Here is a 23,400-nt window from a genome sequence, read left to right as displayed (position 1 = left end):
GATTAGCTGTCGTACACTTCCATATCGTAAATCGAGTAGGCGTACTGCGTGCCTCTGGCGATGCCGTACATGCGGACATACCGCGCGGTCACGGGCGCGAAGCCGATCGCCGCTGTGCCGCCGCTGAAGGTCGTCGTGCTGTACACATCCGTCCAGTTGGAGCCGTCGCTCGATACCTGGAGCTTGTAGCTGCTGGCATAGGCCGCCTCCCACTTGACGACCGCCCTGCGGATCGTCTGCGCGACACCCAGATCGACGGACACCCACTGCGGGTCCCCAGGCCCCGACTCCCATCGGTACGCCGTCGTCCCGTCCGTGACGTACTTCGCGAGATTGCCGTTCGTCGTCGAGCTGGCCGCCGCCGCCTTGCCAAGCGCTACATTCGTCGGCGCATAAACCTCAAGATCGTAGATCGAATAGGCGTACTGCGTTCCCCGCGCCGTCCCGTACATGCGGACATATCGCGCGGTCACGGGCGCGAACAATAGATTTTGCACGCCGCCGCTGCCCGTCGTCGTCGTATACACATCCGTCCAGTTCGTCCCGTCCGTCGACGTCTGGAGCTTGAACGCGCTGGCGTAGGCCGCCTCCCATCTGACGATCGCCCGGTTGATCTCCTGCGGCGAGCCGAGATCGACGGACACCCACTGCGGGTCGCCCGGCCCGGACTCCCAGCGGTACGCCGTCGTCCCGTCCGTCACGCCGCTTGCCGTATTGCCGTTGACCGTGGAGCTGGCCGTCGCGGGCTTGCCGAGCGCGAGATTGGACGGCGCATACACCTCGAACTCATAGATCGAATAGGCGTATTGCGTGCCCCTCGCCGTCCCGTACATGCGGACGTAGCGGGCGTTGACCGGCGCGAACCGGATCGTCTGCATGCCGCCCGTGCCAGCGGTCGTCGTATAGACGTCCGTCCAGTTCGCCGCATCCGTCGACGTCTGAATCTTGAACCCGCTCGCATACGCCGCTTCCCAGTTGAGCACGACGCTGCCGACCGTCTTGGACGCGCCCAGGTCCACATAGACCCACTGCGGGTCGCCGGGACCCGATTCCCAGCGGACAGCCGTCGTGCCGTCCGTGACGCCGGTTGCCGCATTGCCGTTCTGCGTCGAGCTGGCGACCGCATTCATGCCCAGCGCCAGATTGGCCGACGGCCGATAGCCGACGAACACATTGTCGATCAGAATCCGGCCGCCGCTGTACGTCTTCGTGCCGTTCGCAGGCGCCAGCACGAGCACCGCAGCCGAATCGGCGGGCAGGGATACGGACTGCGTGCCGGTCACATTGGTCTTGAGCACCGCATCGGTGACCGCGTCGTAGATGTCGACCGGCGCCGAACCGACGTTGACGTTGACCGACTGGCTCGTCGCGTACGGGTTGTAGTACAGGTAGGAAGGATAGGCGGCATCGTGGAAAAAGTCCGTCTTCAGCAGGTCGAGCTGCAAAATCTGGCTGACGTTGGTCGTCTTGACGGTGCCGCCGAATACGCCGGACAGCGCGCCGGAATAAATGCCGTAGTTCGTGTTGTACGGCCAGCCGTACGTCAGCGGATCGCCCGTCGCGAACGGCGCCTTGGTGCTGTCGCCGATCTTCTGGAAGCGCAGCCCTTCGTACGGGATGCCGTGATTCGGATCGCCCGTCCAGAAGGTGCTGTCCTGCTGCGACAGGCCGATCTGGTCGCTGTAGAACAGGCGCGCGTTGCTCGCCGCGTTAAGCATCCACTTGCCGATCGCCCGCGCATACCGCTGGTCGTACCGCGCGACCGGCACGATGCCCATGCCTGCGGCGAACGTGTTCATCGTAAATGCGTAATTGCCGCCGTGATCGTAATTGGACCCCATCAGGCCGTCCATCGCGCCTGTGCCGAACGTGCCGTTCAGCCCGCCCCAGGTCGGCCGGTGTCCGGAGTCCGTATCGAACGCCCAGTTCATCATTTTGCCGACGTCGTAGCGTCCGCCCTGCTCCGCATTCAGCCTGGAGGCGAGCAGCGGCCCCCAATATTCGAGCGCCTCGTACGACGGGTTGCTCGTCAGATTTTGCAGGAAGTTCATGCTCCACTTCGCCGCGTTCAAATAATTTTGCGTGCCGAACTTCTTGTACGCCCAGTATTCGAGCATGCCCGCCCCGATCGCCGCATCCGGCTCCGTCCGGTTGCCCGTGAACGGCGCCTTCGCGCCGAAGTCGTAGCCCAGATAGTTAAAATTGACGTTGCTGCCGCCCATCTTGACGATCGCATCGTACCAACTGTTCGCGGTCGTCTGCAGCGCGGCGTCCATGGCGGTCGAAGGATACAGATGATCCAGTCCGGCAAACGTCAGCGTCGGCAGCAGCACGTACCAGAACTCCACGCCTGCCGTCTTGGCCAGCGGATTGTTGTTGATGACGCCCTCGGAAGTGAGGTATGTGCGGGTCATGTCCGCGAAGTTGACGTTGGCATAGCCGCTGCCCGTCTGATTGCTCTTGTCGATGCCGGTCAGCGCGCCTCCGAGCACCGAAGCCATGCCTGCCACCGCCTCCTGTCCTCCGTCCGGAATCGGGCTCTGCGGACCGACGTACGACGGCAGCTTGAAGGTCGTCGTCGCCATGTTCGCATGGGTGACGTCCCACAGGGCGATCGGCTTGTACGTGCCCGTGGACGCGAAGTCGAACACGGCGGCGTCGAAGTTCCTCGCCCGCTGATTCCAGTCGATCATGCTGTAGTTGAAGGGCTGATTCGGCAGCGTATCGACGTAGCGGACGTTCGCCTGGGCGACCGGTACCGATGCTGCGCTTGCCTGCCGCGGCGCCCCGACGGTCGCGACGGAGGCGATCGCAGCGGCGACCAGCGTCATGGCGATTCCTTTTTTCATCATCATTGCACACGCTCCTCTTTAAATTAGTTTAAGCATGATAGCGCTTACCAAAATGCGGGTTAAAAACCGGCCGCAAGGCCGGCAGGTTCGGCTAAGCATGCACACTCGCCTAGGCGTTCACCGCCTTCAGCCAGGCTTCGGCGATCAGGCCGTTGCCCGCGGCGCTCGGATGCACGCCGTCCGGCGCCCAATATTCCGGACCGCTCGTCGCGGCGGCAGCGGCGAACAGCCCGTCCAGCGGGACGTACGGCAGCCCGAACTCGCGCGCGAGCTGGCGCACGGCCTGAATCTTGGGGTCCAGGTCCTCGCGCCACGACCACTGCTCCTCACGGACCGGAAGCAGGAACGGCTCCATGAGCACGAGGCCCGCGTTCAGCTCCTCCTTGGTGACGATCAGCAGATTGCGGTACAGCGTGTAGAACTGCTCGGCGCTCATCGGATTGTTCGCGTCGTAGCGCCGCCACGTATCGTTGATGCCGATAAAGATCGATACGAGCGTCGGCTTCAGATCCAGGCAATCCGTCTGCCATCTGCGCGTCAGATCGGTGACGCGGTCGCCGCCGATGCCGCGGTTCAGAAAGGTAGCCTGCTTGTGCGGATACTTGTATCCGAATTGGGATGCGATCACATTGGCGTAGCCGATCCCCAGGCTCGCGCCATCCTCGTGGCGGCGCCAGTTTTCCGTGATGCTGTCGCCCTGGAACAGGACGACGGCGTTGTTGTCGATTTGCGACATCGTATAGACACTCCTCTAGTTATGAAGTCTGGACAAGCGTAGCCATAATATCCGCCAAGGCAATCTCTGCATAACCGATGCTCGTATCGCTCGCTCCGTAATACAGCTTGACGATGCCGTCCTCGTACAGCGCGCCGCACGGGAACACGACATTGCCGAAAAATCCTTCGGTCTCGCAAGCCGCTTCGGGCGACATGATCGGCCGTTCGCAACGCGCGAGAACCTGCCAGGGCTTGGCCTTGTCCAGCAGCAGCGCGCCGACGCAGTACTTGTTGCCCGGGTCCGCGCCGTGGTAGAGCTCGAGCCAGCCCTCCTCGATCTCGAACGGTACGGCGCTCGCGCCGATGCGTCCGCCGTCCCATAACCCCTCCCGCGTGCCGATCAGACGCCGGTGATTGCCCCAGCGCAGCAGATCCGCGGATTCGGCGATCCAGATGTCCGGCATGCCGTAGTGGGAGCAGGACGGACGATGGAGCGCATAGTAGATGCCGTCGATCGCGCGCGGAAAAATGGTGACGTCCTTGTTGTCCGGGTGAAAAATGTTGCCGTGTCTGCGGAACGTCGCAAAGTCGTCGGTCGAGATCAGCGCGGTACAGATGCCGTATTCGGAGATCGCGGAATACGTGATGTAATAAGTGTCCCCGATCTGCGTAATGCGGGGGTCCTCGATCCCGTAGCTCTCGTATGCGGTCGCCGGAGAGATCGTCGGCGCGGGATCGACTGCAAAGTGAATGCCGTCGTCGCTGCGGGCGACTCTCAGATGAGAGATCGAGGTCAAGTAATTGCGGTTCGGCGTGCGCACGACCCGCGGGTCCGAAAAGTCGTATTCCGGCTTCCTCGGAATCGCATGAACGACGATCCGGTCCGCCTCGGCGTCGTACAGCGGCGTGAGATATACCGACGGATCGCCGCCTGTCGGCCGCTCCGCCACGCGCACGAGCAGGACGACCTGGCCGCGGCAGCGCGCGACGCCGGCGTTGAATACTCCGATCACCTCCATGCCCGGCGCGGAAGGTCGAATGTCCTGCGGGCGTATGATCGGATTTTGGTCGCATCTGACGACGGTCATCTAGTTATCGGTCCCTTCTTCGTTAAAAATCGGTACGTCGTAGAAGCTCAGCATCGGCAGATGGGAATCCAGATCGAAGGGTACGAACGCCGCAGGATTTTGCTCGAAGCAGCCGTGAATCCGGGCTTGCCCGGCCGGCTCCCGCTCCAGCTCCAGCTCCACCGCGCCGTCCGGTCCGTGGACGAACCCCGCGATCGGCACCGTGCCCCGCTCGTCCTCCACCCGGAACGGGAACGGCGAAACGCCGTCGGCCTCGTAGATGCCGGTATCTTGCATTTCCAGCCTCTCATGCACATGCTCGAACAGCAGCCGCACCCGGCGGCGTCCCGCCTCCCGGGTCGCGCGGAAGATCTGGGGCGCATGGGCATAGGCAGCGGTCTGCCGGCCGTACAGCTCGTGCAGTGCGAGCCGCCCCAGACGCTCTCCGAGGCGAAGGTTCGACAGCGAGCTGTTGTGGATCGCATCCGACAGGCCGCAGTCGGTCGAAGGCACGACGTACACATCGCTCAATACGCGGGCCGCCTGCCGCTGCGCCTCCCGCACCTGTCCCCAGCTACGGTCCGCATCGTCGTCGGCGCGCTCCGTCAGCCGGTTGAGCTGTACCGTCAGGATCGGCAGGTCCGGCTGCCCGGTCTCCCGGCGCAGCTCGGCGACCATGCGGGAGAACCGCGCCAGATAGTCGCTGCCGAGCTTCAGCGAGGCGTCCGAGCACCCCTGGTACCACAGCACGCCTCTGATGCTGAACGGCTGCTCAAGCTGCCCGACGATACGGAGCAGGTTGCGGTACAGGACACCCTGCTCGTCCGGATTCCACTCGCCAAGCCGGGAGCCGCCCGACGCCGCAGAGATCAGCCCGATCGGGTAGCCCAGCTCCCGCTTGAGCAGGCGGGCGAAGCTCAGATACGGAGAATGTCCGCCGTTGCTCCCTTCCCGGTTGTCGATATGCGCAGTGCGCGTGGATTCGTTGAGCGGATGCGAGGCGAGATCCCACGTCCCCCGGTTTCTCAGCACATGAACCCCCAGCTCCGGCGGGTCGTAGATCGCATCTCTGCCGAAGCCCGAGGCGTTGCTCTGGCCGGCGACGACGAACAGGTCGCCGACGCCGATGTGATGGATCATATCCCCGCGGACGGACCATTCGATCGGCTGGCGGTTCACGTTGAGGCAGGTCTCGATGCGGTACAGTCCGCCTGCGGGAACGCCCTGGATGACGGCCGTCCATCGCGTGCTATCGCCGTCCTGTTCGCATGCCCGCCACGGCACGACGACCGTGTTCGAATCCTCGCGCACGAGCCTGACATACACGGTCGGATGGCCGGCGGGCTCGGGATGATGCCACGAACCGGACAGACGAATATCGGCCCGGCCGTTCGTCTGCTGGAGAATCGCCCAGTCCGCAGGCCCTTGCTCGATGATGGCGCCAAGCTGCACTTGCGAATCCCTTCTTTCTACAATTGCTCGTACTCCGCAAAAATGTCCGGCAGCTCGATCCGGTAAGCCTCCGCATCGCTCGCGCCGACGTAAAGCTCGGCCCGGCCGCCGGGCAGACGCACGAGTCCGCCGCTGAAGATGACGTTCGTCAGATCCGGCCGCTTGGCGCTTCCCGCCGGGAAGTCGCTGCGCGTCGCGACGATCTTCATCGGCGTCCGCTCCATCGTGTCCGGATCGAAGGCAAAGGCCATCGCATAGTAGTGGCGGAAGCCGGCTTCGTCGAAGGAAGCGATATGGCCGAGCACACCCACCCGGCCGTCGGCCAGCAGATGCGGCTCGTTCGCGCCTCCCCACTCCTCGTCGACGAATTGCTCCTCGAACAGCGGCGCTTTCTCGATATCCTTCGCACGCAGCTCCTCCAGGGAACGCACTTTGTAAAATCCGATTTTGCCCCGGCCGCCCTTGTAGCCCTGCGGTCTCGTAAGCACGCCGATCTCGCCGCTCGCCAACTGCACGAGGCGCAGATCCTTCATCCGGTAGGGGCCGGAGAAAAACGGCGCGAGCGACGCAATGTCGCTGCCCCTATACAGCTCTGTGACCCATGACACGATATTGTCGGGATTGAGCGGGTCGACGATGACGCGCACGCCGCCGAATACCAGTTCGCCGTCAATTCGCGTGAAAAAAGGGTCCTGCAGCGCAAAGGTCGGATAATCCGGGTGGGGTACCCAGCAGTCGCCCGCCTGTCTGAAAAAAACGACCGTGGACAGCTCTGTATCGCGGCCCTCGACCCGCCCCGCCAGAACGGTATGTCCCCGATCCTCGAATGGCGCCGTAATATTGTATACGTCCTTGCCGTCCGTCCCCTCGAAGCGAAGCGCTATGCCTCGCGGGTCTGCCTGGCCATATTGCCACAACAGCGATTGGATCGTTTGCACTTGTGTCTCGTAAGTCAGCATGTTGCGCCTCCCTGTTCATCCTCGCTTCACGCTCTAATCATACAGCCGCGCGGACGTCCCCCGTTACGGAGCCACTTGGCGGGATGGGATGCTTTTTTTGTCCCCGGGGCCGCGAGGCGCAAAAAAAACGACCGCCCGGACAAAAATTTCCCCTTGTCAAGGCGGTCGGCCGTATTCGTATTCAGTTCCCCCGGCTCCGCAAGCGATGTTCGGAAGGCGACAGTCCGGTTTTCAGGCGGAAGATTTTCCCGAAGTACTTCTCGTCCTGAAAGCCCGACCGCTCGGCGATGAGATAGATCGGATAGTTCGTCGTCTGGAGCAGATGCTGGGCCATGCGGATGTTGCGGTCCTGCATGTACAGCACGAACGGCACGCCGACGATTTCCTTGAAGCACTTGCTGAAGTAGCTGATGCTCATATTGATCGCCTTGCAGATATCGGCCTGGCTGAGCTTGTCTCCCTCCAACTGGCCCACCATCTCCAGCGCGCGGACGACGGACGCGACGACCTCCTCCGAGTACATCGTATCGCGCAGCAATCGCCTGGCTTCCCGGCGGTACGCGGATACCGCCTCCCCAAGCTCGCCCGGCGATCCGGCCGCGGCCAGCGCCTGCTCCAGGTCGGACAGCTTCTGGAGCGCGGGGAGCAGCAGTCTCCACTGGCGATGGGCGTCGATCAGCAGGTCGCGCCAGTCGGTCAGCCGCAGCTGCGTCCGCGACCGGTGCAGCAGCGTCTCGTACTCGTCCTCCACGATGAGCCAAGACAGACCGGACCACTTTTTGGACAGCTCTTCCTTGTCCTTGACCGTCTCGGCGTCCTGCGCCTGTCCGCCTGCCTGTGCCGCCTGCCGGATATGCGCGGACACCCGGCCGAGCAGCGCCTCGACCGACTCTTCGTCGAACAGCGTCTTCACCATATAGTCGATCGCCCCGAGCCGCAGCGCCTGCTGGAGATAATCGAAGTCCTGATGACAGGTCAGGACGACGGCGCGAATATTCGGCTTCCTCAGCTTCAGCTCGCGGATGAAGTCGAGTCCGCTCATCCCCGGCATCGAGATGTCGGTGAAGACGAGATCGACGTCCGTCTGCGCCAGCGCCGCCATCGCCTCCTCGGCCGACGACGCCTCTCCCACCAGCTGCATCCCGTATCGTTCGAACGGCATGATGCTGATGATTCCTCTGCGGACGAGCGGCTCGTCTTCGACGAGATACACTTTAATCATCGGAATCCCTGCCTTTCAGCGTAGCCGGCATGCGCAGCGCGATCGTCGTACCTTCGCCGATCACGCTGCTGATCGTCATCTCCGCCTCGCCGCCATAGTAGACTTCCAGCATTTTGCGGACGTACTTGAGCCCGATGCCGAGCCCCGATCTCCGATCGCCCTCGGCTTCTAGCAGCTGCCGGATTTTCTCCTCCGCAATCCCTCTGCCGTTGTCCGACACGCATAGCCATATGCTCCCGTCGGCCGCTCTCTCCGCGACGACCGTGATCGCGCCCTGATCGCTCTGCAGCCCGTGATACAGCGCATTCTCGACGAGCGGCTGCAGCACGAACCGCGGGATCGGCGCGAATTCGATATCCGGATCGGCTTCGATGCGGACGTCGAAGCGATAGTCGTACCGGATATTTTGCAGCTCGATATAGTCCTCCAGCGCTCCGATCTCCTCGCGGATCGTGACGATCATATTGTTTTTTTTCAGATTGTACTGGAGTACCCGCGTGAACACTTTGACCAGATTAAAAATATCCTTCTGACCTTTCTCCAGCGCCAGAAACTGAATCGTGTTCAGCGTATTGTGCAGGAAATGCGGATTGATCTGGGACATGAGCTTCTCCACCTCCAGCTCCGCCTTCCGGCGCTCCTTGACCTCCACCTCCGTCAGCAGCTCCGCGACCTTCTCGCGCATCGTCTGGAAGCTGCCGAACAGCGAGTTGAACTCCTGCAGCCGGGTATGGGGACGGGGCATATCGCTGCGATTGTAGCCGAACCGCTTGAACTCCTTGTTCATCTGGTTGAGCGGACGGTACACCATCCGCCAGATGATCGTGACGGTGAAGACGGTCAGCACGAGCGACAGCAGCGCCGTCAGCAAAAATTGAATCCGCCAGCGGTCCAGCTCCTTCGTGTACACGCTGTCCGGGATGAGGAACAACTGCCGCCAGCCGTTTGCCTCCGCCGACGTGAAGGTTTTGAACGTACGGAACAGCCGGTCCTCCTGGGCCGCCAGCGGGCTGCCGGCCGCGAGGCCGTCCAACTGCGAATACATGACGACGTTCGAGCTGTTCACCAGCAGCTGCTTGATGGATTCCCCGCTGTCGCCGGAGGGCAGCTTGGCCGCCGGATCGAACTGCGTTTCCACATAAATGTAATAAACGAGACCCGAGCCGTTGTCGATCTTGCGGGTGAGCGAGAATACCGGCTCGCTGCGGTTGGCGAACGCGGACGGATGCGGCCCGTGATACGATAGCTGATTGGCTACGTAAAACGGCGGATACTCGTTCTCCCGGAAGTTGCCCTGCATGTACGCGAGCCGCAAGGGAGCGGATTCGAACTGGACGGGTGATTCGTTGCTCGGGAAGTAGAAGAAAAGTCCGCTCACGTTCGGACTCGAGAATACAATGTTCGCAAGCGACTTGTTGATCGCCAGATAGCCTTCCGTCTTGTGTACAGGATCGTCGGTTTGCAAGTAATCGATAATATCGTCCCCGAGGCCGCCGTCGGTGACAAGCAACTGGGACACGCTGCTCAAGTTGGCGAACACTTTGTCCATCGATTCTTTTTTGCCGTCCACCATCGATTGATAGTTGGAGCCGATCTTTTCTTCCTGCGCCTTGTACGTCCAATAATAAGAAGTGATGCCGATGAGCACGATCGGCGTGACCGTGACGATGACGAGCAAGATCCACAGTCTGCCTCGCAGCGTATCCGGCCAGAGCAGCTTGTGCCACTTGAGCTTGTCGGCGATTGCCATCTTGTTGTCCCTCCCGCTGCTCTCATTATACAACTATTGAAAGCTTCGCACGGGCTGTGGAATGAATTCGCATACCGATACTTCTCTTTTGGCTTCAAGCGCTTCCCGAAGATCGACCAGGACATCGCTTTCCTTTTGTTTAAGTCCGCTTAGCTTTTGCTCGATTTTTTTGAGAAGATCTATATTTTTGGTAATTCGATATTTCAAATACAAGTTCATGATGATTTCCGTTTCTTGCTGAATTTCATATAGTTCTGCGACGAGCCCCATGTCGATAACCGGACTGACAACTTTGCCTATTTCAGTCAGCAGCAATTTATGATTGTGCAGCACATGAAAATTTTTGGAAAAAACGTCCATGTAATTATCGTGCCGAGCCCATTCGACAGTATATTGGGACAAAAAATCATAAACGCCGATGCCGAATTTTATATGTTCGATCGGAACTTCATAGTTTAACCGGGGAATGCTGCATGAAGCTGTGGGATATAAATATTGTTCAAGCTTGTCTGCCATATTTCCAAGTGTAATCGTGTCTTCATAATCGTTGTTGATGCTTAATAAATAGATCAAACCTGAAGTCGATGAGTGATCGGGCTCGTCCATTTTATTCGCAGCACATGAGGCATGGCTCAGATTCAACTCTTCGAAAGAGCATGTGGAATAGCCGTATTTTCCTCCCTCCAAGTTGTCGGAATAGGAAAACGATTTTGTAGCCGTATTGTATCCGAACAACATGATGGAATGCGGCACATGGGCTTTTTTGAAAAACTGCGAATAGGGAATATAGTAGTTGTCGACATTCAAGTAAACATAATGGTTCTCATCGATCGCCTTCATAACAAATTCGGATAGGCTTGCCTCGACCGCAGTCTTCTCCATACAGGCTACATTAATGTAAGGACAAAAATGGAAAAAGTTATTTAGTCCGCCCGGACAATAAAAATTGACATCGATAAGCGTCGTACCGGACATATTTAAAAAGCCATATTCCAATTGGATAAAATTCAGCAATACCCACGGTAAAGACTTGTTATTTTGACCCAGGATCGACAAGGTGTTTGCGTAAGGACTGAATGATGTTATCAGCGGGTATTTTACAAACAAATTTTTCATGTTCGCCACATTGCCACCTCACTCTGGTTTCGACCGAAGATGTTTGGACCGAAGATTATGAAAAATGGCTTCGATAGTGTTTGCCCGCAACGAAGTGAAGCGCAAAAAACGACCACCGTGACCAAAAACGTTGTCATGGCGGCCGGTCTTATTTAATTTTTCCGGCTTCGCTGCCGATGTTCTGAAGGCAGCAAGCCGGTCCTCGCTCGGAAACTTCAAGCCCGCACGTTGTAATCGATCACGACGCCGTCCCACAGCCGTCTGTCGCCGTCCGCCGTCAGCTCGCCGCCTGCGGGCACGAGCACCGCCAGCACCGCCGCCGACGGGGCGATCGACACTTCGCCGGCATCGCCGGGCAGCAGCCTGTGCGTGGCCGCATCGTACACGAGGCTGTCCTCCCGTCCTCGCGCCAGATCGAGGGAGACGGCAACCGGATGCGGATTGAAGATCAGGTACGTCGGGAACGCCGCCTCCCGGTAATAGTCCGTCCGCAGGCAGTCCAGCAGCAGCACGCCTTCGACCTCGGTCAGCGAGATGATCCCGCCGAAAAAACCGACATGCGAGGAGCCGTACAGTCCCAGATCGATGCCGCCCCAGCTGTAGCGGATCGGGTCGCCCGTCGCGTACGGGCTCTGGTAATCCCACCACTTGCGCAGCCCTTCGTACGCGATGACGTCGTCTTCGTCCGGCGCATAAAAGGAGCAGGACTGCTGCTTGCCGGGCAGCGATGTCGGATAGAACAGCCGCGCCGCGTTGGCCGCGTTCAGCAGCCACTTGCCGATATCGCGCGCGAACCGGCTGTCGTAGCGCACGAGCGGCACGAGACCGGCGGCCAGCGCAAATGTGTTGGCCGCGAATGCGTAGCCGCTGCGCACCGGATCGTAGTCGGCGCCGGCGTTGGCCGCGAGCGCATCCCAGCGCTGGCCCCAGTCGGTCAGACTGCCGCACAGGCCGTGGCAGTCGTAGTCGCCCCAGCGCTCCGAGACGACGCCCCATCCGGGACGGCAGGCGCTGTCCCCGTCGAAGCACCAGTTCACGAGCTTCCGCACGTCGTAGCTGCCCCCGTATTGCGCATTCATGCGGGCGGCCGCATATGCCCCGTAGGGCAGCAGAATCTCGTAGAACGGATTCTCGCCGCGCCGCTCCATCGACCGCAGGCAATCGCCGGCCGCCGCGAGCCGCGCTTCGCCGCCCCAGCGGGCGTACGCCATCAGCTGCAGCCAGGCGACGCCGGCCGCGCTCTCCGGCTCCTTCCACCTGCCGTTGTCCACCGGCTGCATCGTGCCGAAGTCGAATGCCAGATGGTTGAAGTCCGGCAGGCCGTCCTTGTCTCTCAGCGCCTCGCATACCGCCAGCCACCGATCCGCGGTCTCCAGCATGATGGCGTCCAGGTTGCCGGCGCCCGGATAATAATAGGCGAGCGAATAGAGCAGGACATGCGGATAGATCTCGTACCAGAACGTTCTGCCCGCCTGCACGTCCGTCAGATTCAGGAACAGGCGCTGGCCGTTGTCCGTGTTGAAGTACGCTGCGATCATGGAAAACCAGTCGGCCGCCCCCGCCCGCTTGTCCTGCCCGGCCAGCGTCGCTCCGAGCACGGCCGCGACCGTATTGATCGCCTCGTGCCGGCCTCCCCGCTTCATCCCCAGATAGGAAGGCAGGCCGAACGCTTCGGCCACGCCGTTCTTGCCGGAGCGGTCCCGCCACAGCACCGGGAAAAAATCGCCCTGCCGCCGCTCGTCGAAAACCAGCTCGTCGTACTTGAGGGCGACGCGCCTCCAGTCCCGCATCGCATAGGGATTCGGCAGATCCGGCATTTGCTTTACTTTGGTAATCATCGCGTCGTACTGGCCTCCTTGTAAGGAGGACTATCCTCCGGATCGCGCCGCGATCGAAGGATAGTCCGTAAAGACATTGCGTTATTGTCCGGCGGGCTGGGCGTCCAGGAACGCCTGGGCCTGACTTTTGACTTCCGCTTTGATTTTTTCGATGTCCGCCTGCATTCTGGCGTTCTTCTCCCATTTCTGCTGCAGCTTGATGAGACCTTCCGTCGGATTGGCGACCATGCCGAGCATATAGCTCAATTGATCCGTCCAGACGTTCGCGATGTCCGGGTTGGCAAGTTCGTTTTTGACGGGCTCCTGGTTGAACACAAATCCGGTGAGCGCCGATTTGACGTAGGCGTTCTCATCAGCTTCGTAACGGTAGTATTGGACCAGCTCGTCCGGCACTTCCGCAGGAAGACGGATGTAGTTCGGGTTGTTCGTCAGCAGATACCCAGCGAAGTTATAATTCTGGTTCAGATCGATGCCTGCGGGATAGGTGAATTTGTCTTCGCCGACGGCTTCCCAGTTCTTGCCTTCGATACCGAGCTCGAACAGATCGTGGTTGGCGCGGTTTTCAAAAATCCAGTTGATAAACGCGATCGCGCGGTCGGCATTTTCCGACGTTTTGGGAACGCAGAGGAAGTTCCAGTAGCGGAAGTTGCTGAGGAGCTGCGGATTGTGCTCCATTTTGTTGCGGACATTTTCCTGGAACAGGAACACGCCCAACTGCGCATTCGGCACGACTGCCTTCAATTCGGTGTTAAGCGTGGAGAAGTTGGACAAGCCTTCGATCATCGATGCCGCCTTGCCCGACGTGAACGTGCCGCGGGCGTCCTTGCGGATGATCGGCTCCTTCTCGATGTAGCCCTTGTCGTGCCACTCGCGCACCGTCTCGAACGTCGTGTAGTCTTTTACGTTCAGCGGCGCCGGGAAGTTCGCGATGCCGGACAGCTTGTCGCCCGTCATGGTAACGTCCGTCACCTTGTTGTCCTTGATATATAGCTGCGCCGTGATGTTCGGGCCGAGCAGCAGCGGCCACACGCCGAGCTCCGGCAAGTTCGGCATCTCCTTGTTGCTCTCGATGACGCCGTTCGCGCCGTAAGTTCCGTCGTTTTTGATGGAGAGCGGGATCACGTTTTTATCATTTTTCAGCACATTGTCGTAGTAGGTTTGCAGCTCTTCGATGCTGTTGATGCCGGACATGCCGTATTTGTCCGCCAGATCCTTGCGGTAGTAGACGACGCCGAGATCGCCGAGATACTGGCCGAGCGGCACGCCGTACGTGTGCAGTTGTCCGTCGGCTCCCGTGAACTTGTTGTTGGTCAGAATCTTCTCTCCGAACGCCGTCTTGAGGCCCGGATACTGGTCGTTGTTGAAGTACGGGTCCAGATTCGTATAGATGTCCTGCGAGATGAACGTATTCATATTCATCCACGGCGCATCGAACGCGATGTCCACATGCTCGCCCGCCGCCAGCTTGAGCTTCAGCTTGTTGACGTAGTCGGCCTGGGGCGTGAAGGTGACGTTCAGCTTGACGTTCAGCGTATCCTTCGTCTGCCGCTCGAATTCGCTTACAATTTGGTCGAACTGATTGGGCTTGTCGCCCCACAGCATGATGTTCAGCGTCGCCGCCTTGGGCGGCTGCGCACTCGCGCTTGCCGTCGCAGACGCCGTCGTCGTCTGCGAGGCGGTGCCCGCCGCAGGCGATTCGGCTGCGTTTTTCCCGCTGCAAGCCGTAGCGAGCAGTGCGACACTTGCCGTTACCGTTACCGCAGTCATCATTTTCCTTCTTTTGTCGTTCATCGATAACCCTCCTGGTTGTGTGATATCTATATGTCATCCGGCGAAGCAAGCGCCGGTCATGACCGATGCGCTCGCAATCAGCCTTTGATGGCGCCGACCTTCAGTCCCCCGACGAAGTACCGCTGCAGGAACGGATACAGGAAGATGATCGGCCCTACGGTGACGATCGCCGTCGCCAGACGGACGGTGTAGGCCGGCGCGACCGCCGACACCGAGCGGGTGCCCGATACCGCGATGTTCTGCGCCATGTCCACGTTGCGGATGATCTGCATGATGATGTATTGCAGCGAATACAGGTTCGGATTGTCCACGTACAGCATCGCCGGCGTCCAGGCCGACCAGTAGCCGAGCGCATAGAACAAACCGATCGTCGCCAGCGCCGGCAGCGACAGCGGCAGTACGATCGAGGCGAGAATGCGGCTCTCTCCCGCGCCCTCCAGCTTGGCCGACTCGAACAATTCCTTGGGGATGTCGTTGAAAAAATTGCGCATCAGGAACAGATTCCACGGCGACAGCAGCGCGGGCAAAATGTAAACCCAGAGGGTGTTCTGCAGGTGCAGGTACTTGGTCGTCAAAATGTAGCTCGACACGATCCCGCCGCTGAACAGCATCGTGAAGTAAAAGAACATCGAGAGGTGAGGCGCGAAGTACAGCCTGCGGCCGGACAGCGCGTAGGCCGCCATGCTGGTCACGATCAGGCTGAGCAGCGTGCCCGCGACGGTGACGAATACGGTCACGGCATAAGCGCGGGGGATCGTCGCCGTCGTGAAGATCGCCTTGTAGGCCGCCAGGGACAGCATCTCCGGGAGGAGCCGATACCCGTCCCGCAGGAGGGTGGATTCGTCCGTGATGGAGCTGGCCAGCACCAGCAGGAACGGATACAGGCAGGCGACGGAAAATACAGCGACGGCGACATAGAACAGCACGGTCATCCATTTGTCGCGGACCGAGTTTTGCATGTTGCGTTCTCTCCTTAAAATAATGCCGAGTCTTTGTCGAGCTTGGATGCGAATTTGTTGGCGGCGATGACGATGATGAATCCGACAACCGACTGGTACAGCGCGATCGCCTGCGTCATGCCGAGCGAACCGAAAGTGCGAAGCGAGCGGAAAACGTAGGTGTCGATCGTATCGGTCGTCGGGAACAGGAACGAATTGTCTCCGATGAGCGAGTAGATCATGTCGAGGTTGCCGCCGAAAATGTTGCCGAGGCTGAGCAGGAACAGCATCGAGATGATGCCCTTCAGTAAAGGAAGCGTAATGCGGAAGATCGATTGGAACCGCGATGCGCCGTCAATTCTGGCTGCCTCGTACAGCTCGGTGTCGATGCCGACGATGGCGGCCATGTACACGATCGCGCCGAAGCCGGCCGTCTTCCACAAGTTCAATACGACGAAGATCGGCGGCCATACGCCCGCATCCGTATAAAAGTTGATCGGCTGCATGTCCAGCGCACTCAGCAGCTGGTTCACGACGCCCGTGTCGGCGCTGAAAAACGTAACCGAGAACAGTCCGATGATCGGCCATGAGATGAAGTTGGGCAGAATCATGACCGACTGCATCGTGCGCACCGCGGCGCTCTTGCCCAGCTCGGTCAGCATGATCGCCAGCGCGAGCGACACGATCGTCCCCGTCACGATGAACATCAGGTTGAACATGACGGTATGTGCCGTAATGACGATCCAGTCGTGGCCCCGAAAGAAAAACCGGAAGTTGTCGAAGCCGACCCATGGGCTATCGAAGATGCCTTTGATCGGGTTGAAATCCTGAAAGGCGACCGCCATGCCGACGAGCGGCAAATAGGAAAATACGATGCTGAACAGAACGGCCGGAACGGCCAGCAGATACAAATATTTGTTGCGTAAAAGATCTCTGGCGCCCTGATGCCGGTTGGCCGCTTTCATGCTGCTTCCCTCTCTTTCCTCCGCAAGCGGATTGGTTTGTCTGTACCTTTATTGTAGGGCCGGAGGCATGAACGCCGTTACATGGCGCGTTGCTGAGAAGGGAGGGTTCTTTTGGCCTGATAGACGGACAGCACAAAAAAAACGGCCAACTTGACGAAGTAATTACCCCGTCGCATTGGCCGGCATCGGCGTCTGCTGCTATTGAAATGTACGAGACCGCTCCAGCGTATTCCGGACGCCGGGCGGCCACTTGCCGTAGTCTGTACCGTAATAAGCGAGCAGCGCATACACCCACCGGTCGATGCCGAAGGCCATGCAGCCCGAGTGCATCGGGTTCGCTCCTCCGTCCAGCACGCCGAACGGCTTGCACAAGGATGTGTCCATGTCGTTGAAGGATGCGATGGAGAACGATCCTGCGTCCGCGCCGGCGTTTACGATCAATTCGTATTTCATGTTGCCCATCATCTGCTGCTGCCCCTTGCCGCTCTCCTCCGAAAAGTAAAAGGGGTCGCTTGCCGTCTCCATCCTGCCCGCGAGACCGAGAGCTTCGAACAGATCCCAGGCTTCCTCCATGAAGCGCTTCCGCTCGTCCTCGATAAAAGCGGCGTCGCCGAACAGGACGACCTCCCGCATGCTGAATTCATTCAGCCGATGATTGCCGAGCCGCCAGGCTGCTTCGTGACGGCAGCAGGTGCCGCGCGCCGTGAGCACGAGCGGCTCGTGCAGACGGCTGTCCGACAGCTCCGCGTAACAATGGAAGCAGACGGCCGGCGCCAGGGCATACGGGCTAAGACGCGCAAGCGCGTTCAAATCTTCCGATTCGCGCACCTTCTCCAGCTCCTGCAGCCGATGGGGAAATTCGGACACAAAATGAATGTTCTGTGGAAAGGTCGGAATATAACGGCACTTCTGCAGCGTCGCGACCGGGATCATCGCGGGGTAGCTGCGCAGCTCCGCGCCATGACGCTGCGCCCATCCGATCAGCAGATCGTCGATCTGACGGGTCAATGTAACGGCAAGCCCCCGCTTCACCGAACCGTTCTCCGCAAACAGCTTGTGAATCTCTTCCGGACGGCCCTCCTGCCCGGCGATGCGCTCGCTCTGCCGGTACATGCGCGAGCCCATCAGACGGACATGCCGTTCCTTGTCGATCAAGCGCTCGACCGTCTCGTCGATCGGCCCTTCCGGGGTGCCGGGCAGTATGTCGACCAGTATGTCCTGCGTGTCCTCGTCCAGCCGGCAGTCGGCGATGCCTTCGACGCTGTAGATCAGCTTGGACAACAGAGACTGCGCTTGCCGGGCGTTCAGCATACCCGAGGTAGCATACGACTTTATCATGACCCACTCTCCTTGACATAAGCGTTATGAATTCCAGGCAGCCGCCCACTGAAGCTCCGACCTCAGATGCTGGTAAGGCTGCTCGCCGAACCATTCAATCGCAACCGGATGCTGAACGCCATCCCTGCACAGGCGATCGAAGACGGCCGAATAATCGATGGCCCCGCTGGACAGGCCGGTCATGCCCGTTCGCCTGCCCGACGGCGAGAAGACGTTCACCGGCGCAAACAATTCCACATGATCGGGACTCGCCACATTTTTCACATGAAAATTGACGGTCCACTCCGACAGCGCACGGTAGGCTTCGAGCGGAGCGGTGCCCGACTCCCATAAGTGCAAAAAGTCCAGATTGATGCGAACATGGCTGTGGTTGGTATCCCGCAGCAGGCGGAGCGTCGATTGAAGCGTATCGGCGAGCGTATCCGGATGAGTCTCGATGACGATGGATACGCCTTGCTCCGCCGCAATCCGGGCAAGCTCCCTCAGCCGCTCCGCACATCGGCTCCAGTCCCGCTCATCGGCTGCGACGCTCGGGCGGCTCCCTGCGAACAAGCGAATATGGCGGGTGCGGAACGCCTGCGCCATATCCAGCAGCTCCTCCCATCTCTGGAGCAGCTCGGGAAGCCGGTCGTCCGGCGCGAGCAGATCGGCATAATCGCTGACCATAGAGATGCCAAGTCCCCTCGCGTTCATGTCATCGAGCATGCGGGGAAGCTCCTGCGGACGGCTCCGAAGCAATGCTCTGCCGTGAACGCCCCACAGCTCGATCCCGTCGAACCCGGCTGCAGCCGCATAGTCGATCAGTTCCCCGAACGATACAAGCTCATGGCGGAATGAGATGGAGCATAAATACATATTCATCGTGGCACTCCCTAACTTTCGGTTCGGCAGCGCGCACGCGAGCGCGGCTTCCGAAATTATTTCCGCATTTTTTTATAGCGTTCGGTGAACAGATGCTCCTGACGAATCTCGATCTTTACCGGAATCTGATAATTTTCCAGCTTGCCCGTGCAAAAGCTGCGAATGCGCGCCTTGAGCGTCTTCGGATCGAGCGGTTCGTGCAAATTGACGACAGCCGCAACGACCCGCCCCAACAGGGGATTCGGTTCGCCCCTGACCGCCGCGTCCGCGATCTCCGGCATCTGAAGCAGCACATCCTCCACCTCGACGGGGAACACCTTGCGGCCGCCTACGTTGATGACATCGGATCTGCGTCCGAGGATACGAATATAGTCGCCGTCCGTCAGCACTTCATCCAGGGTGTTGAACCAGCCCTGCTCGTCGAACGGGCTTGGCGCGTTCAAGTAGCCGCGCATGCCTGTGTCCGACCGGATATGCAGCATGCCGTCGACAATCCGCGTCTCCACGCCCTCGCCGCCGAGCTTGAGCCAGGGCGATCCGGAGGCGCGCGACTTGGCGCGAAGGATGCCCAGCTCCGACAGCCCGTACGTCTGCCTCAGCTGTATGCCGGGGAACGTCCGGTATGCGGCCTGCAGGATGGAATCGGGCATGACCTCGGTGCCGTAGGTAATGATCCGCAGCGATGACAGATCGTACTTGCCGTACGCTCCGGACAGCAGCAGCAGATTAAGGAAGCTCGGCGATGTCGGGAGCAGCTCGATACGGTGCTTCTCGATCAGCGCACAGATCGCCGCGGCCGTCCTGCTCGTCGGCGCGACGATCGTGCCGCCGTTGGCAAGCGTGTGGAACATCGTATTGAGGCCGCCGATATGATCGAACAGCAGAAAGGTGAGTGTGCGCATCGTATCTCTGGGCGTTTTATACCGCTCGACAAAGCGGGTAAAATCGTGAAGTATCGCTTTGGGAACGCCTGTCGTCCCCGAGGTGAAAAGAATAAGACCGGGCTTGTCCTCCCGAATAAACTCGGCAAGCAGGCCGGAATGTCCCGACCTGGCATAGGTCCGAATCTCCGGGCCGGTTGCCCCGAATACGAATGAACGATCCGCCTGGGCAATGTCCATCAGCTCGTCGTGCCGATGCTGGACGTTGTCCGACAGCGGCACGATAATGTTGCGGTTCGCCAGCAGGGCCATAATCGCCCCACATACGGACGGCGAGTAATCGCCTTCAAGCGAGACGACTTCGCCCGGTCGGATGCCGTGCTCCCGAATCGTGTCGGCCCATTCCCGGCAGTTGTCAAGCATGCTCGCATACGTATAGACGGATTCGCCGACCACCATGGCAGGCCGGTCCGCATAACCTGACATCGTCCGCAGCAGCCAGTCCATTAACCCTCGCCTCCTCCGCCTTCGGCTGCGGACTTCGCTGGAAGCCCTGCGCCGATCTGCCGGCTCACAAAATCTTCAAGGTTTCGGAATGCCTCGAATATGGACAATCCGGTCTCTTCCACGTCGATCCGGATCTCGAACTCCTCCTCCAGATCGGCAAGCAGGTTGACGATATCCATCGAATCCAGCGCCAGATCGTTGATCAGGTCGGTATCCGGGCCAATCGCATCCGGGTCCCGCTTCACCCGTTCGTTCCGGACGATCAATTGCTTCAGCCGCTCAGACAATCGATTCTGCATCCCGGCCTCCTGCGGTGACGGCCGTGTGCAGCCATGACAAAAATCGAACTTCCGCATCCCGCACGACGCCGGCTTGCCGGACGACGGACGCAACCATTCCCGCAGCCTGGTCGCGGGTATTGCCATAGCGCACCAATGCCATGTTGAAGGCGTTCCAGGCCGCCGACACCTGGTCGAACAAGGTCTGACCTCTCCCCGCAAGCGGCTCGTCCATTGCTGCGAGTTCCTGATAGAGCGCCCATATGCGGTAGCGAAGCTGCTTGATCGAAAAAACCGTCACCGTGTTTTGTTTGATCCACCTCGCCCGCATGACAGCCGTCCACGCCAGCGACTCATTCACATCCGACTCAAACCTCTCCCATGCCTTGACCCCGCTGTTCCGCATCAGGAACCACAGCCGGACCGCCTCCCTCTTGTTCCGTCCCGTCGCTTCGCCGCTCTGTTGAACCAGCCGTTCGCCCGGCGAACGATAGGCGGCCGCATTGCGCGTGGCGCAGTGGAGCAACACGTCTCCAAGACCCGGCTCGGCATGCGGCAATTCCGGCTCGAAGATGTCGAAGAACTGCATCTCTGCGCGATCCGTTCGAAGGGCGCATGCGTAGGCGATCTCTTGAGGTCGAAGCTCCGCCACCTTGCGGACTACAGGGTCGGCCACCAGATACACGCCTTTGTCCGCATCCCAGCCCTGTACCAGAATCGCATGCCAGAATCCGCTGGACTCCATGTTCAGATAGTCTCGCGGGAAATAAGGCAGCTTGGAGGCCATGCACAGACAAACGGCGGAGCGGCCGGCTTGCACTGCAGCCTGGAGCCCTTCCTCGGATCCCTGCTCATGACGCAGATGAATCCCGTAAAGGTATTGGAGCAAAAGATGCTCGGCGCTTTTGCTGGACAGCAGGGTACGGTGCTCGTAGCCGATGTTCCAGTAATCGAGAAGCAGCTTGTCGTACTCGCGGCCCGTGCTTTTCAGATAAGTCAGAATACATGAAGTCAAGCATTCCATATAGGCCAACTGGACATGATGCTCGGGGTTCAACTGTTCAATCTTGCGCAGCATCCGTGTCTCCCTCCTCCTGTGGTCATCCCGTCTGCTCCTCCATCTCCTGCAGCTCCCGGCTCTTGACGAGCTGGACATAGACGCCGCAGCGCTTCATCAACTCGTCATGGGTGCCGCTGTCCACTATGACTCCTTGCTCCATCACGAAGATGACATTGGCAGCCCGGATGCTTTCAAGCCGATGTGTGGATATGAGCGTCGTCTTGCCGCGCATCACGCGGTCGATCGTGGCCAGCACCTGTTCCTCCGTGGCCCGGTCCAGCGAAGAAGTCGGCTCGTCCAGAATCAATATTTCGGGCTCCTTGATGATGGCCCTTGCAATCGCAATCCGCTGCCGCTGTCCGCCCGAAAGCCGGGAGCCCTGGTTATCGATCGGGGTATGAATACCGTCAGACAGCGAATCCACGAACGCCTGGAGACCGACCTCGCACAGCGCTCTGTAGACTTCGTCCCCGGTCGCGCCCCGTTTGCCGAGCGCCACATTTTCGAACAACGTCCCTTTGAACAAAAACGTGTCCTGCGATACGCAGCTCATCGTCTTCGAGAGCGAGCTTCGCGACCAGGCGGCGATCGGCAGGCCGCCGATCGTCAGCGCGCCGGACGTCACCGGTACAAAGCCCTGAATCGCCTTGAACAGCGTCGACTTGCCCGAGCCGCTGCGGCCGACAATAGCGGCGACCTGCCCCTTGCAGATGTTAAACCGTATTCCTCGCAAAATCGTCGTACCTTCGCAGCATACCGTCAGATCCTGTCCGGACACATAAGGCTGATGTACGGCGGCGGCTGAGGGCATCTCCCCCGAACTGGGCAGGTCGGACAGATCCTCGACCGGACTGCGCAGCAACGCCTCGATGCGTCCCATCGCCACTTCGCTGCCGATCAGATCGCTGATCAGATAATTCATGCCCTGGATAGGATTGAGCACCGCTTGAATATATTGGACGGAGGCGACGAGCAGGCCGACGGTGAAGACGCCCGCCACAACCTGCCCGCTGCCGAAGCCGTAGATCAGAACTACGGCGGCGGCAACGGCCAGCGACCCGGTCTGGCCGGACAACTGGCGGAACAGTCCTTCGCGGACGCTGCTCTTGACCAGATCCTTGTACACAACCTCATTGCGTTCCTCTTCCCAGCCTTCAAGACCGTATGCGCGAATCTCTCTGGAGCCCTGGATGCTCTCGTACAGATACGCTCCGATGTCTTCATTGTGGGCGCGCAGATCCGATACCGCAGTACGAATCCGCCGCCGGTACAGACGCGGGATGCTCATGACGACCGGGATCGCGGTCAGGGCGAGCAGACCCAGACGCCAATCGATAGTGAAAAGGACGATGAGCGCGATCAGCATCTGAAGCCAGAGAGAGAGCAGGTCGACCGCAATCACATTGATGAACTTCGCTGTCGCCGACGTATCCATTCCCATCAGCGCCATGTATTTGCCCGCGCCGTTTTTCTCGATCTCCTGCAACGGGATGCGCCGGATATGACGCAGGACCGTGCTTCGCATATCAAGCGTGTGGCGGGCCTCCAAATAGCGGAACAGGCTGAAGCCGACAACGGTCAACACTGCCGACACTGCCGCGAATCCCAGGGAGGCGCATAAAATCGGCACGGCAAGCTGCATATGTCTGCCGATCAGCACTTGATCGATGAAGCGCGAGATCAGAAATGGCTGGCATAAATTGAGCGCGAGACAGAGGACGGTCAGCAGCAGTGCGAGAGCGGTGATTCGCCATCTGGGATTGATGTGGCGGATCAATCGCATATACATGCGGAAGCTTCGCATACCG

General features: G+C 59.8%; 18 protein-coding genes. All 18 read right to left on the bottom strand.

What is annotated here, in order from left to right:
- Positions 1–2: 2 nt before the first annotated feature.
- The 18 genes from VQ071_RS20290 to VQ071_RS20205 all read right to left on the bottom strand — a co-directional run bounded on the left by VQ071_RS20290 (position 3) and on the right by VQ071_RS20205 (position 23,396).
- Positions 3–2,855 (bottom strand): discoidin domain-containing protein, encoded by a 2,853-nt coding sequence (locus VQ071_RS20290; protein ID WP_340516014.1) that lies wholly within the window; start codon positions 2,853–2,855, stop codon positions 3–5.
- Positions 2,856–2,961: 106 nt separating this feature from the next.
- Positions 2,962–3,588, bottom strand: coding sequence for an SGNH/GDSL hydrolase family protein (locus VQ071_RS20285; RefSeq protein ID WP_340516013.1), 627 nt, complete (start codon positions 3,586–3,588; stop codon positions 2,962–2,964).
- A gap of 19 nt (positions 3,589–3,607) precedes the next feature.
- The gene (locus VQ071_RS20280; RefSeq protein ID WP_340516012.1) at positions 3,608–4,657 is read right to left on the bottom strand and encodes a glycoside hydrolase family 130 protein; all 1,050 of its coding nucleotides are present in this window, start codon (positions 4,655–4,657) and stop codon (positions 3,608–3,610) included.
- Positions 4,658–6,088 (bottom strand): sialate O-acetylesterase, encoded by a 1,431-nt coding sequence (locus VQ071_RS20275; RefSeq protein WP_340516011.1) that lies wholly within the window; start codon positions 6,086–6,088, stop codon positions 4,658–4,660. It lies immediately after the preceding gene.
- 17 nt (positions 6,089–6,105) lie between these two features.
- Positions 6,106–7,047: a DUF1861 family protein gene (locus VQ071_RS20270; RefSeq protein WP_340516009.1), complete on the bottom strand. Its 942-nt coding sequence runs from the start codon at positions 7,045–7,047 to the stop codon at positions 6,106–6,108.
- Between the two features lie 181 nt (positions 7,048–7,228).
- Complete coding sequence (locus tag VQ071_RS20265) at positions 7,229–8,269, bottom strand: response regulator transcription factor (protein WP_340516008.1); 1,041 nt, start codon at positions 8,267–8,269, stop codon at positions 7,229–7,231.
- Positions 8,262–10,019 carry a sensor histidine kinase gene (locus VQ071_RS20260; protein WP_340516007.1) on the bottom strand — a complete coding sequence of 586 codons (1,758 nt, stop codon included), beginning with the start codon at positions 10,017–10,019 and terminating at the stop codon, positions 8,262–8,264. The genes VQ071_RS20265 and VQ071_RS20260 overlap by 8 nt, the downstream gene beginning before the upstream one ends.
- Positions 10,020–10,052: 33 nt before the next feature.
- On the bottom strand, positions 10,053–11,144 hold the full coding sequence (locus VQ071_RS20255) for a hypothetical protein (RefSeq protein WP_340516005.1): 1,092 nt from the start codon (positions 11,142–11,144) through the stop codon (positions 10,053–10,055).
- 206 nt (positions 11,145–11,350) lie between these two features.
- Positions 11,351–12,973 carry a hypothetical protein gene (locus VQ071_RS20250; RefSeq protein ID WP_340516004.1) on the bottom strand — a complete coding sequence of 541 codons (1,623 nt, stop codon included), beginning with the start codon at positions 12,971–12,973 and terminating at the stop codon, positions 11,351–11,353.
- Between the two features lie 81 nt (positions 12,974–13,054).
- Positions 13,055–14,764, bottom strand: a complete 1,710-nt coding sequence (locus VQ071_RS20245) for an extracellular solute-binding protein (protein ID WP_340516003.1) — start codon at positions 14,762–14,764, stop codon at positions 13,055–13,057.
- A 77-nt stretch (positions 14,765–14,841) separates the two neighbouring features.
- Positions 14,842–15,723 carry a carbohydrate ABC transporter permease gene (locus VQ071_RS20240; RefSeq protein WP_340516002.1) on the bottom strand — a complete coding sequence of 294 codons (882 nt, stop codon included), beginning with the start codon at positions 15,721–15,723 and terminating at the stop codon, positions 14,842–14,844.
- Positions 15,724–15,737: 14 nt separating this feature from the next.
- Complete coding sequence (locus VQ071_RS20235; RefSeq protein ID WP_340516001.1) at positions 15,738–16,667, bottom strand: ABC transporter permease; 930 nt, start codon at positions 16,665–16,667, stop codon at positions 15,738–15,740.
- A gap of 198 nt (positions 16,668–16,865) precedes the next feature.
- Complete coding sequence (locus VQ071_RS20230; protein ID WP_340515999.1) at positions 16,866–18,005, bottom strand: amino acid--ACP ligase; 1,140 nt, start codon at positions 18,003–18,005, stop codon at positions 16,866–16,868.
- Positions 18,006–18,029: 24 nt separating this feature from the next.
- Positions 18,030–18,866, bottom strand: coding sequence for a sugar phosphate isomerase/epimerase family protein (locus VQ071_RS20225; RefSeq protein WP_340515998.1), 837 nt, complete (start codon positions 18,864–18,866; stop codon positions 18,030–18,032).
- Positions 18,867–18,922: 56 nt separating this feature from the next.
- Complete coding sequence (locus VQ071_RS20220; RefSeq protein ID WP_340515997.1) at positions 18,923–20,254, bottom strand: class I adenylate-forming enzyme family protein; 1,332 nt, start codon at positions 20,252–20,254, stop codon at positions 18,923–18,925.
- The gene (locus VQ071_RS20215) at positions 20,254–20,553 is read right to left on the bottom strand and encodes an acyl carrier protein (protein ID WP_340515996.1); all 300 of its coding nucleotides are present in this window, start codon (positions 20,551–20,553) and stop codon (positions 20,254–20,256) included. Before VQ071_RS20215 ends, VQ071_RS20220 begins: the two co-directional genes overlap by 1 nt.
- Positions 20,534–21,610, bottom strand: coding sequence for a hypothetical protein (locus VQ071_RS20210; protein WP_340515995.1), 1,077 nt, complete (start codon positions 21,608–21,610; stop codon positions 20,534–20,536). Before VQ071_RS20210 ends, VQ071_RS20215 begins: the two co-directional genes overlap by 20 nt.
- A 22-nt stretch (positions 21,611–21,632) precedes the next feature.
- Positions 21,633–23,396 carry an ABC transporter ATP-binding protein gene (locus VQ071_RS20205; protein ID WP_340515994.1) on the bottom strand — a complete coding sequence of 588 codons (1,764 nt, stop codon included), beginning with the start codon at positions 23,394–23,396 and terminating at the stop codon, positions 21,633–21,635.
- Between the last annotated feature and the right edge of the window lie 4 nt (positions 23,397–23,400).

The organism is Cohnella sp. 56 (assembly GCF_037963805.1).
Lineage (GTDB): Bacteria > Bacillota > Bacilli > Paenibacillales > Paenibacillaceae > Cohnella.
This window is presented reverse-complemented; position numbering and strand designations above follow the sequence as displayed.